Origin of the sequence: Paraconexibacter antarcticus (assembly GCF_024220175.1) — a bacterium.
GTDB classification, from domain to species: Bacteria; Actinomycetota; Thermoleophilia; order Solirubrobacterales; family Solirubrobacteraceae; genus Paraconexibacter; species Paraconexibacter antarcticus.
This window is the reverse complement of the sequence record NZ_CP098502.1, coordinates 993,623-1,003,143: the sequence shown is the minus strand read 5'-3', so window position 1 is coordinate 1,003,143 and position 9,521 is coordinate 993,623. Positions and strand designations below refer to the sequence as shown.

General features: G+C 69.1%; 17 protein-coding genes and 1 pseudogene. All 18 read right to left on the bottom strand.

The window, feature by feature from the left end; translation table 11 throughout:
- Window positions 1-4 precede the first annotated feature (4 nt).
- Entirely contained in the window at window positions 5-118 is a 114-nt protein-coding gene (gene rpmJ / locus NBH00_RS04955; protein WP_037400725.1) for a 50S ribosomal protein L36, read from the bottom strand.
- Window positions 119-288: 170 nt separating this feature from the next.
- Entirely contained in the window at window positions 289-1,068 is a 780-nt protein-coding gene (gene map, locus NBH00_RS04950) for a type I methionyl aminopeptidase (protein ID WP_254572239.1), read from the bottom strand.
- Between the two features lie 25 nt (window positions 1,069-1,093).
- Window positions 1,094-1,765, bottom strand: a complete 672-nt coding sequence (locus NBH00_RS04945; RefSeq protein ID WP_254572238.1) for an adenylate kinase — start codon at window positions 1,763-1,765, stop codon at window positions 1,094-1,096.
- Between the two features lie 25 nt (window positions 1,766-1,790).
- A complete protein-coding gene (secY, locus tag NBH00_RS04940; protein ID WP_254572237.1) occupies window positions 1,791-3,062 on the bottom strand; it encodes a preprotein translocase subunit SecY in 1,272 nt (423 codons plus the stop codon).
- 111 nt (window positions 3,063-3,173) lie between these two features.
- Entirely contained in the window at window positions 3,174-3,674 is a 501-nt protein-coding gene (rplO, locus tag NBH00_RS04935; RefSeq protein WP_254572236.1) for a 50S ribosomal protein L15, read from the bottom strand.
- Entirely contained in the window at window positions 3,667-3,849 is a 183-nt protein-coding gene (rpmD, locus tag NBH00_RS04930) for a 50S ribosomal protein L30 (protein ID WP_254572235.1), read from the bottom strand. Before rpmD ends, rplO begins: the two co-directional genes overlap by 8 nt.
- Window positions 3,850-4,136: 287 nt before the next feature.
- A pseudogene (gene rpsE, locus NBH00_RS04925) lies at window positions 4,137-4,643 on the bottom strand (30S ribosomal protein S5); the annotation flags it as partial.
- Window positions 4,640-4,993, bottom strand: a complete 354-nt coding sequence (rplR, locus tag NBH00_RS04920) for a 50S ribosomal protein L18 (RefSeq protein WP_254572234.1) — start codon at window positions 4,991-4,993, stop codon at window positions 4,640-4,642. The gene rplR and the pseudogene rpsE, both read right to left, overlap by 4 nt.
- Window positions 4,990-5,523 (bottom strand): 50S ribosomal protein L6, encoded by a 534-nt coding sequence (gene rplF / locus NBH00_RS04915; protein WP_254572233.1) that lies wholly within the window; start codon window positions 5,521-5,523, stop codon window positions 4,990-4,992. Before rplF ends, rplR begins: the two co-directional genes overlap by 4 nt.
- A gap of 6 nt (window positions 5,524-5,529) precedes the next feature.
- The gene (gene rpsH / locus NBH00_RS04910; RefSeq protein WP_254572232.1) at window positions 5,530-5,937 is read right to left on the bottom strand and encodes a 30S ribosomal protein S8; all 408 of its coding nucleotides are present in this window, start codon (window positions 5,935-5,937) and stop codon (window positions 5,530-5,532) included.
- 4 nt (window positions 5,938-5,941) lie between these two features.
- Window positions 5,942-6,127, bottom strand: a complete 186-nt coding sequence (locus tag NBH00_RS04905; RefSeq protein WP_254572231.1) for a type Z 30S ribosomal protein S14 — start codon at window positions 6,125-6,127, stop codon at window positions 5,942-5,944.
- Between the two features lie 5 nt (window positions 6,128-6,132).
- The gene (gene rplE, locus NBH00_RS04900; protein WP_254572230.1) at window positions 6,133-6,729 is read right to left on the bottom strand and encodes a 50S ribosomal protein L5; all 597 of its coding nucleotides are present in this window, start codon (window positions 6,727-6,729) and stop codon (window positions 6,133-6,135) included.
- Window positions 6,730-6,740: 11 nt separating this feature from the next.
- Entirely contained in the window at window positions 6,741-7,070 is a 330-nt protein-coding gene (rplX, locus tag NBH00_RS04895; protein ID WP_367401286.1) for a 50S ribosomal protein L24, read from the bottom strand.
- 1 nt (window position 7,071) lies between these two features.
- The gene (gene rplN, locus NBH00_RS04890) at window positions 7,072-7,440 is read right to left on the bottom strand and encodes a 50S ribosomal protein L14 (RefSeq protein ID WP_254572229.1); all 369 of its coding nucleotides are present in this window, start codon (window positions 7,438-7,440) and stop codon (window positions 7,072-7,074) included.
- A complete protein-coding gene (rpsQ, locus tag NBH00_RS04885; protein WP_254573698.1) occupies window positions 7,437-7,670 on the bottom strand; it encodes a 30S ribosomal protein S17 in 234 nt (77 codons plus the stop codon). Before rpsQ ends, rplN begins: the two co-directional genes overlap by 4 nt.
- Window positions 7,671-7,987: 317 nt before the next feature.
- On the bottom strand, window positions 7,988-8,194 hold the full coding sequence (rpmC, locus tag NBH00_RS04880; protein ID WP_254573697.1) for a 50S ribosomal protein L29: 207 nt from the start codon (window positions 8,192-8,194) through the stop codon (window positions 7,988-7,990).
- On the bottom strand, window positions 8,194-8,610 hold the full coding sequence (rplP, locus tag NBH00_RS04875) for a 50S ribosomal protein L16 (RefSeq protein ID WP_254572228.1): 417 nt from the start codon (window positions 8,608-8,610) through the stop codon (window positions 8,194-8,196). The genes rpmC and rplP overlap by 1 nt, the downstream gene beginning before the upstream one ends.
- Before the next feature lie 3 nt (window positions 8,611-8,613).
- Window positions 8,614-9,519 (bottom strand): 30S ribosomal protein S3, encoded by a 906-nt coding sequence (rpsC, locus tag NBH00_RS04870; RefSeq protein ID WP_367401285.1) that lies wholly within the window; start codon window positions 9,517-9,519, stop codon window positions 8,614-8,616.
- Window positions 9,520-9,521: the final 2 nt, after the last annotated feature.

The following is a 9,521-nucleotide window of genomic DNA, read 5'->3' as shown; positions in this document are numbered from 1 at the left end:
TTGATTACCCCTGGCGCTGCTTGTGACGCGGGTTCTGGCAGATCACGAGCACCGCACCGTGGCGGCGGATGATCTTGCACTTCTCACACATCGGCTTGACCGACGGTCGTACTTTCATGATCCCTTTCGGCTGTTATTCCGGCGATCGTGGCTCTGGCTGCCGCTGCAGGCTGCCGCTACCAGTCGCGGAGGCGCGCACGCAAGGAACTCCCCAAGCGCGCACGGGTTCGTCAAGATAGCAAAGCCCCGGTGCCCGGCGCGGTCCGCCCAAGGCGTCCGACCGGCCTGCTACGCCGGAGTCGGGTCGGCGGCGAGCTCCTCGTGCCACGGCGTGAGGATCCGCGGACCCTCCTCCGTGACCGCGATGGTGAACTCGAAGTGCGCCGCGAGCGACCCGTCCTGGGAGTAGATCGACCAGCCGTCGTCGCCCATCCGCACCATGTGGCGACCGGCGTTGACCATCGGCTCGACCGCGAAGACCATGCCGGCCTCGAGCAGCGGGCCGCGGCCCGGCTCGCCGTAGTTCGGGATCTGCGGGTCCTCGTGCATCGCCCGGCCGACGCCGTGGCCGACGAGCGAGCGGACGACGCTCAGCCCCTCCCCCTCCACGAGGGTCTGCACCGCGTGGGAGACGTCCCCCAGCCGGTTGCCGACGCGGCACTGCTCGACCGCGGCGAAGAGCGAGGCCTCGGTGACCTCGAGGAGCTTCTGCGCGACCGGGGTGATCGGGCCGACCGGGAAGGTCACGGCGCCGTCGGCGACCCAGCCGTCGTAGGTGACGCCGATGTCGACCGAGATGATGTCCCCGCGCTTGAGGCGGTACGGCCCGGGGATCCCGTGGACGACCATCGAGTTCGGCGACGCGCAGATCGAGCCGGTGAACCCGCGGTAGCCCTTGAAGGACGGCTCGGCGCCCTGCGAGCGGATGTACTTCTCCGCCGCGGCGTCGAGCTCGGCGGTCGAGACGCCCTCGCGGATCTTGCCCGCGACGAGCTTCATCGTGCGGGCGTGGATGGCCCCCGCAGCGGCCATCTTCTCGATCTCCTCGGGGGACTTGCGAATGATCACTGCGGCCTCCGGCCTTGCCTGACGCTCAGAGCGCGTCCTCGAGGCGGAGCGTCGCGACGGTCGCCCGGATGTGGTCATGCACCTCGGTCGGGGACCGGGTGCCGTCGAAGCGCCGCAGCAGGCCGCGGTCCTCGTAGTAGTCGATGAGCGGCGTCGTGAGCGCGTGGTACTGGTCCAGGCGCGCCTGCACGACCTCCGGCTTGTCGTCGTCGCGCTGGAGGAGCGCGGAGCCGTCGATGTCGCAGCGGCCCTCGTGCTTGGGCGGGTCGAACTCGACGTGGTAGATGCGGCCGGACTGCGACGTGCGGCGCCCGGAGATGCGGCGGACGATGTCCTCGTCCGGCACCTCGATGAGCAGGACCGCGGTCATCTTGCGCCCGAGCTGCTCCATCTCGCCCTCGAGGGCGTCGGCCTGCGCGACGGTCCGCGGGAAGCCGTCGAGGAGGAACCCGTCGCGCGCGTCGTCGGACTCCACGCGCTCGAGGGCCATCCCGATCATGACGTCGTCGGGGACGAGCCCGCCCGCGTCCATGAAGGTCTTCGCCTTCAGGCCGAGCTCGGTGCCGGCCGCGACGGCGGCACGGAGCATGTCGCCGGTCGCGATGTAGGCGAGCGGGAAGTCCTGGGTCAGGCGCTCGGCCTGGGTCCCCTTCCCGGCCCCCGGAGGACCGAGAAGGATGAGATTCAGCTCAGACACGGTCGCAGGACCCTACAACGAACGGCTATTTGAGGAAGCCTTCGTAGTTGCGCATCATCAGCTGCGCCTCGAGCTGCTTCATCGTGTCGAGGGCGACGCCGATGACGATGAGCAGGGACGTGCCGCCGAAGAAGAAGTTCGCGGACGTCGAGTTGATGAGGATCGTCGGGAACGCGGCGACCGCGGCGAGGTACAGCGCGCCGGGGAACGTCAGGCGGGCGAGGACGCGGTCGAGGAACTCGGCGGTCGGCCGTCCCGGCCTCACCCCGGGGATGAAGCCGCCGTACTTCTTCAGGTTCTCCGCCTGGTCCACGGGGTTGAACGTCACCGCCGTGTAAAAGTAGGTGAAGACGATGATCATGATCGACTCGCCGACGATGTAGGGCGCCTTGCTCGGGCTGAAGAAGTTCGCGACCGAGTGGGCCCACGGCTGGTTGATGAGCTGCCCGACGGTGGGCGGGAAGGCCATGATCGACGCCGCGAAGATGACCGGGATGACGCCGGCCATGTTGACCCGCAGCGGCAGGTAGGTCTGCCCGCCGCCGCTCATCCGGCGGCCGATGACGCGCTTGGCGTACTGCACCGGGATGCGGCGCTGGCCCTCCTGGATGAAGACGATCGCGGCGATGACGCCGAGGGCGATGAAAGGCATCATCACCCGGAAGACCTGGTCGGGGCTCGTCCACCAGGCCTGGATGCCGTGCGGGAGCCGGGCGACGATCGACGCGAAGATCATGAGCGAGATGCCGTTGCCGATGCCGCGCTGCGTGATGAGCTCGCCCATCCACATGAGGAGGATCGTGCCCGCCGTCAGCGACATGACGATGAGGAAGACGTGCGGGACGTCGAAGCTCGGGATGATCGGCGTGCCCGCGTTCGGCGAGAAGCTCTTGAAGAGGAAGACGTAGCCGATCGACTGGGCGAACGCGAGGCCGACGGTGAGGTAGCGCGTGTACTGCGTGATGCGCGCGGTCCCGACCTCGCCCTCCTTCTGCAGCTTCTCGAGCGACGGCACGACGACGGTCAGGAGCTGCAGGATGATCGACGCCGTGATGTAGGGCATGATCCCGAGCGCGAAGACCGCGATGCGGCTCAGGCCGCCGCCGCTGAACGTGTTCAGGAGGTTCAGCACCCCGCCGGAGCCGAACTGCTTCTGCACCTGCTCGACCGCCTTGATGTCGACGCCGGGCACGGGGATGTGCGACCCGAGGCGGTAGAGCGCGAGGAGCAGGGCCGTGAAGGCGAGCTTCTTGCGGATCTCCGCGACGGTGAAGGCACTGAGGATCGTCGAGAGCATGAACCCGAGAGAGTAGCGTCGGGCGGCCCCGCGGCGCGCTGCCGCCCCGGAACGACGAACGGCCGCCCCCGGAGGAACGGCCGCGCGTGCGATGCGTCGTGGCGCCGGCGTCTACTCGACGACGGTGCAGGTACCGCCGGCGGCCTCGATGGCCTCCTTGGCGGCGGCGCTGAACTTGTGCGCCGAGACGTTGAGCGGCTTGGTGATGGAGCCCTTGGCCAGGATCTTGACCGGGACGTCCTTCGCCTTCGCGAGACCGGCGGCGGCGAGCGCCTCCAGCGTCACGTCCGCACCGGACTCGAAGCGGCGGTCGAGCATCTGGATGTTCACGCCCTGCGTGTGCGTGCGGAACATCTCGAACGGCATCGACTTCTTCATGTGCGGGCCGCGCAGCTTGCGCATCCGCATGTGCAGCGGCATCTGGCCACCCTCGAACCGCTGGCGGTCCTTGGCGCCCGAACGCGAGCCGTAGCCGTCCTGGCCACGCCCGGCGGTCTTGCCCATGCCGGAGCCGTGGCCACGGCCGACGCGCTTGCGCGGCTTGCGGGAGCCGGGGGCGGGCTGCAGGTTGTGCAGGCCGACCTCGGCGGGGTCGTACTTGGGATCAGCCATTGTCTTCCACCTTCACGAGATGCCGGACGCGGTGCAGCATGCCCCGCGCCTGGGGGGTGTCCTTGACCTGGACCGTGTGCCCGATCCGCCGCAGCCCGAGGGAGCGGAGGGTGTCGAGCTGCTTCTGGTCCGAGCCGTTCTTGGACTTCGTCTGGGTCACGGTGAAGTCGCTCATGATGCGGGCGTCTCCTCGGTGGTTGCGGGCGTCTCCTCGGCCACAGCGGGCTCGGCCTCGGCGGCGGGCGCCTCCTCGGCGGCGGGCTCCTCGGCGGGCGCCTCCTCGACCGGCGGGTGCACGTCGGCCTCGGCCGCGGCGGAGCCCGGCTCGGCGATCGTCGCGTGGGCCTCGGCCTCCGCGGCGGTGTCGCTCGGGGCGGCGTCCACGTGCGGCAGGCCGTCGTCCGCGGCGAGCGAGCCGTCGATGACCTCGTTCGGGGTCTCCTCCTTCGGCGCGAGGCCGAGGACGGCGTTGATCGACAGGCCGCGGAGCGCCGCGACCTCCTCCGGCTTGCGCAGCTGCGCCAGCGCGGTGATCGTCGCCTTCACGAGGTTGATCGGGTTCTGCGAGCCGAGCGACTTGCTCAGGATGTCGTGGATGCCCGCGAGCTCGAGGACGGCGCGCACGCCGCCGCCGGCGATGACCCCGGTACCGGGCGAGGCCGGCTTCAGGAACACGCGGCCGGCGCCGAACACGCCGAGCGACTCGTGGGTGATCGTCGAGTTGTGCTTCGGGACGCGGAAGAGGTTCTTCTTCGCCTGCTCGACGCCCTTCTGGATCGCGAGCGGGACCTCGTTGGCCTTGCCGTAGCCGACGCCGACGACGTCGCGCTCATCGCCGACGACGACGAGCGCCGTGAACGAGAAACGACGGCCGCCCTTGACGACCTTCGCGACGCGGTTGATCTCGACGACGCGCTCCTGCAGGTCGAGCCCCTGGGGGCTGACACTGCGATCGATGGCGGTCCTCATACCGTCAGTCCTCCTTCGCGAACGCCTTCGGCGAACGCCTTGACACGGCCGTGGTACTGGTACCCGCCACGGTCGAAGACCGCGACCTCGATGCCCTTCTGCTTGGCGCGGTCCGCGAGGACCTTGCCGGCCTCCGTCGCCTGCTCCATCTTGGAGAGCGTGCGGAGGTTGTCCTCGGTCCACTGCACCGAGGCGAGCGTCGCACCGGCGACGTCGTCGATGAGCTGGGCGTTGATGCCGCGGTTGGAGCGGAACACGGAGATCCGGGGCCGCTCGGCGGTCCCGGTGATCTTCGCGCGGACGCGACGGCGCCGCTTGAGGCGCTTCGCGGGCTTGGTGATCGTGCTCATGCGCGCTTTCCGACCTTCCGGGCGACGTACTCGCCCTCGTACCGCACGCCCTTGCCCTTGTAGGGCTCCGGCGGGCGCTGCTTGCGAATGTAGGCGGCCGTCTCGCCGACGACCTGCTTCGAGGCACCCCTGACGATGATGCGCGTCGGGACCGGGACCTCGAACTCGATGCCGGCGGGGGCCTTGACGTGGACAGGGTGCGAGTACCCGAGCGCGAGCTCGAGGTCGGTCCCCTTGAGGACCGCGCGGTAACCGACGCCCTGGATCTCGAGGGTCTTCTGGAAGCCCGCGGTGACGCCCTCGACCATGTTCGCGACGAGCGAACGGGTCAGGCCGTGCAGGGCACGGTGCTCGCCGCGGTCGGTCGGACGGGTGACGAGGATCTCCTCGCCCTCCTGCGCGACGGTGATGTCGCGGTGGATGCGCTCGCGGAGCTCGCCCTTGGGTCCGTTGACCGTCACGAGCTCAGGCTCGATGGCGATCGTCACGGACGACGGGACGGGGATGGGTTTACGGCCGATTCGGGACATGGGTGCCTACCAGACGTGGGCCACGACCTCGCCACCGACGCCCGCTTTACGCGCGTCGTGACCGGTCATGACGCCCTTGGACGTCGAGATGATCGCCGTGCCCATGCCGCCCTGGACCCGCGGGATCTTCGCGCTGGGCGCGTAGTACCGCTGGCCGGGACGAGAGACACGCTTCAGGCCGGAGATGGCCGAGCGACGATCGTCGGTGTACTTGAGCTGGATGTGGATGAGCTCCGCCGGACGCTCGGGCGTCGGCGCGATGGTCTCCCAGGAGAGGATGTACCCCTGCTCCTTGAGGATCTTCGCGAGCTCCTTCTTGAACGTGGACGCCGGGATGTCGACCGTCTCGTGCGACGCGCGGATGGCGTTGCGGATACGGGTGAGGAAGTCGGCGATGGGATCGGTCATCGACATGTGATCACCAACTGCTCTTCGTCATGCCGGGGATGTAGCCGTTGTGGGCCATCTCGCGCAGGCAGATGCGGCACAGGCCGAACTTGCGGTACACGGAGCGGGCGCGGCCACAGCGGCGGCACCGGGTGTACTCCCGGGTGGAGAACTTGGAACCGCGCGCCTGCTTCACGCGCTGGGACGTCTTGGCCATCTGCGTCAGGCCTCCGTGGTTTCGGCGGTGATGTAGGGGTTCCCGTCCTTGGAGAACGGGAAGCCGAAGGCCTCGAGCAGCGCGTACGCCTCGGCATCGGTCTTGGCGGTCGTCGTGAACGTGATGTCCAGGCCGCGGGTCTGATCGATGGCGTCGTAGTCGATCTCCGGGAAGATCGTCTGCTCCTTGATGCCCATCGAGTAGTTGCCGCGCCCGTCGAAGGACGTCGGCTTCAGGCCGCGGAAGTCACGCACACGCGGGAGCGCGACGGACGTCAGCCGGTCGATGAACTCGTAGGCGCGCTCGCGACGCAGCGTCACCGACGCGCCGACGGGCATGCCCTCACGGACCTTGAACTGCGCGATCGACTTGCGCGCGAGGCGCGTGTTCGGCTTCTGGCCGGCGATCGTCGCGAGCTGCTCGACGGCGTTCGCGAACTGCTTGTTGTCCTGCTTGGCTTCGCCGAGACCCATGTTCAGGGTGACCTTGACGAGCTTCGGCGCCATCATCGGCGTGGAGTAGCCGAAGCGCTCGACGAGAGCCGGGAGGATCTCGTCGTTGTAGCGCTGCTTCAGGCGGGCGTTGGTAACGGTGGCAGACATGGTGATCGACCTCAGTCCAGCTTCTCGCCCGAACGCTTGGCCACGCGGTTGCGCGTGCCACCCTCGCGGGTGACACCGACGCGCGTCGGCTTCTTCGTCTTGGGATCGATGAGCTGGACGTTGGAGATGTGGATCGGTGCTTCCTTCTCGACGACGCCACCGGCGGCCTTCGCCGGGTCCGTCGACTGCATGGGGCGCTGGTGGCGCTTGATGATGTTCAGGCCCTCGACGTAGACCCGCGACTTCTTCGGGTCGACGCGCAAGACCTTGCCGGTCTTGCCACGGTCCTTGCCGCTGATCACGATGACGTCGTCACCGGAGCGGATCTTCAGGGCGGCCATGTTAGAGCACCTCCGGCGCGAGGGAGACGATCTTCATGAAGTTCCGGTCGCGCAGCTCGCGCGCCACCGGGCCGAAGATGCGGGTCCCGCGCGGGTTGTTCGCGGCGTCGATGATGACGGCGGCGTTCTCGTCGAACGCGATGTAGGTGCCGTCGTCACGGCCGAAGGACTTCTTGGTCCGGACGACGACCGCCTTGACGACGTCGCCCTTCTTGACGGAGCCCTGCGGCGCGGCCTGCTTGACCGTCGCGGTGATGATGTCCCCCACGCCGGCGTAGCGACGGCGCGAGCCGCCGTTGACGCGGATGCAGAGGATCTCCTTGGCGCCGGTGTTGTCGGCGACGCGGAGTCGGGTCTCGTTCTGGATCACTTGGCACGCTCCAGCACTTCGTCAAGCCGCCAGCGCTTCGTCGCGCTCATGGGGCGGCACTCGATCACGCGGACGAGATCGCCGGCGCCGGCGTCGTTCTTCTCGTCGTGCACGTGGAGCTTCTGCGTGCTGCGGACGATCTTCTGGTACTTGCGGTGACGGCGGGCGTCGTCGATGCGCACGGTGATCGTCTTGTCGCCCTTGTCGGACGTGACGATGCCCTGGCGCACCTTCGGACGGCCGGTGCCCTTGGGCTCCGCGTGGGCCTGCTCGACGGGCGGCGCGGCGGCGCGGGCGGCCTTGGCCTTCTCGCGCTCCTGCTCCCGGCGGCGCCGGCGCGCCACGGCCTTCTTCTTGCGCTCCTCGGCGCGCTCCTCGGGCGTGGCGCCACGGCGCTTGCCACGGCGGGCGCGGGCGGCGACCTTCCGCTCCTTGGGGCTCAGCTGCGCGACCGGCTCGGCCTTGGGGGCCTCCGGGGCAGCGGTCTCCTCGGCGGCCACGTCGGGCGCCTCGGTCTCAGGGGTATCGGGGGTTTCGTCAGCCATGCTTAAGCCTTCGTGTTCTCGTCGATGCCGCGCTGGCGCGCGACGGTGAGCACGCGGGCCAGATCGCGCTTGGCGTTGCGCAGACCCGCGGTGTTCTCCAGCTCGCCGGTGGCGTGCTGGAAGCGCAGGCCGAAGACTTCACGGCGTGCGGTCTTGACCTGCTCGCGGACCTCGGTGTCGCTGAGGTCGCGCAGTTCCTTGGCGTTCATCACTGACCGTCCTCTCGCATGACGAACTTCGTGCGGACCGGGAGCTTCCGGCCGGCGAGGCGCATGGCCTCACGGGCGAGGGGCTCCGGCACGCCGGCGAGCTCGAACACGACGCGGCCCGGCTTGACGACCGCGACCCAGCCCTCGGGCGAGCCCTTACCGGAACCCATGCGGGTCTCGGCCGGCTTCTTCGTCACGGACTTGTCCGGGAAGGCGTTGATCCACACCTTGCCGCCACGCTTGATCTTGCGGGTCATCGCGATACGGGCCGCCTCGATCTGGCGGTTCGTGAGCCAGCCGGCGTCCAGGACCTTGAGGCCGTAGTCACCGAACTGCACGGTCGTCTGGGCGCGGCTCATGCCGGCCTTGCGACCGCGGTGCACCTTGCGGTGCTTCACGCGCTTGGGGGAAAGCATCAGTTATCGACCTCCGCCGTATCCGCCCGGACGTCCGCCGCCGCCACCCTGGCCGCCGCGTCCACCGGGTCCGCCACCACGACCGCCCGGGCCGCCACGGCCGGGACCGCCCGGTCCGCCGCCACGACCGGACCCGCCGGGACCGCCGCCCTGGCCACCGCGGCCACGACCGCCGCCGCCGCCGCGACCGTCACCGCGACCGCCGCCACCGCCGCCGCGACCGTCACGGTCGTCGGCGCGCTGCGGCGCATCGATCTCGGTCAGGTCGACGCCGCTGAAGCCCTCGGGCATGATCTCGCCCTTGTTGATCCAGCACTTCACGCCGATGCGGCCGAAGGTCGTCACGGCCTCGTAGAAGCCGTAGTCGATGTCCGCGCGCATCGTGTGCAGCGGGACGCGACCGTCGGAGTAGGACTCGGTCCGCGCCATCTCGGCACCGCCGAGGCGGCCGGAGACCTGGACCTTGCAGCCCTTGGCGCCGGAGCGCATCGCGCTGGTCAGCGCGCGCTTCATCGCGCGGCGGAAGGCGACGCGGTTGCGCAGCTGCTCCGCGATCGACTGGGCGACGAGGTTCGCATCGAGCTCGGGACGCTTGATCTCGAGGATGTTCACCTTGACGGACTTGCTGGTGATCTTGTGCAGGTCGCGGCGCAGGGCATCGACCTCGGAGCCGGACTTGCCGATCACGATGCCCGGACGCGCGGTGTGGATGTTGATCTCCACGTCGTTCGTGTCCTTGCGGATCGTGATCTGCGAGAGACCCGCGTGACTGAGCTTGCCGACGATGTGCCGCCGGATGGCGACGTCCTCGGCGAGGTAGTCAGCGAAGTGCTTCTCGTTGAACCAGTTCGACTTCCAGTCGTGGATGTACCCCACGCGCATGGACTCGGGATGGACTTTCTGTCCCATGG

Coding starts and splice junctions, on each gene's coding strand:
- rplP (WP_254572228.1), bottom strand. CDS start 8,610: ATGCTTTCCCCCAAGCGCGTGAAGCACCGCAAGGTGCACCGCGGTCGC.
- rplO (WP_254572236.1), bottom strand. CDS start 3,674: ATGGCTGATCCCAAGTACGACCCCGCCGAGGTCGGCCTGCACAACCTG.
- rpmD (WP_254572235.1), bottom strand. CDS start 3,849: ATGAGCGACTTCACCGTGACCCAGACGAAGTCCAAGAACGGCTCGGAC.
- rplE (WP_254572230.1), bottom strand. CDS start 6,729: ATGTCTGCCACCGTTACCAACGCCCGCCTGAAGCAGCGCTACAACGAC.
- secY (WP_254572237.1), bottom strand. CDS start 3,062: ATGCTCTCGACGATCCTCAGTGCCTTCACCGTCGCGGAGATCCGCAAG.
- rpmJ (WP_037400725.1), bottom strand. CDS start 118: ATGAAAGTACGACCGTCGGTCAAGCCGATGTGTGAGAAGTGCAAGATC.
- rplR (WP_254572234.1), bottom strand. CDS start 4,993: ATGAGCACGATCACCAAGCCCGCGAAGCGCCTCAAGCGGCGCCGTCGC.
- NBH00_RS04905 (WP_254572231.1), bottom strand. CDS start 6,127: ATGGCCAAGACGTCCCAGCGCGTGAAGCAGGCGCGCGGTTCCAAGTTC.
- rpmC (WP_254573697.1), bottom strand. CDS start 8,194: ATGAACGCCAAGGAACTGCGCGACCTCAGCGACACCGAGGTCCGCGAG.
- rpsH (WP_254572232.1), bottom strand. CDS start 5,937: ATGTCGATGACCGATCCCATCGCCGACTTCCTCACCCGTATCCGCAAC.
- rplX (WP_367401286.1), bottom strand. CDS start 7,070: ATGGCCGCCCTGAAGATCCGCTCCGGTGACGACGTCATCGTGATCAGC.
- rpsC (WP_367401285.1), bottom strand. CDS start 9,519: ATGGGACAGAAAGTCCATCCCGAGTCCATGCGCGTGGGGTACATCCAC.
- rplF (WP_254572233.1), bottom strand. CDS start 5,523: ATGTCCCGAATCGGCCGTAAACCCATCCCCGTCCCGTCGTCCGTGACG.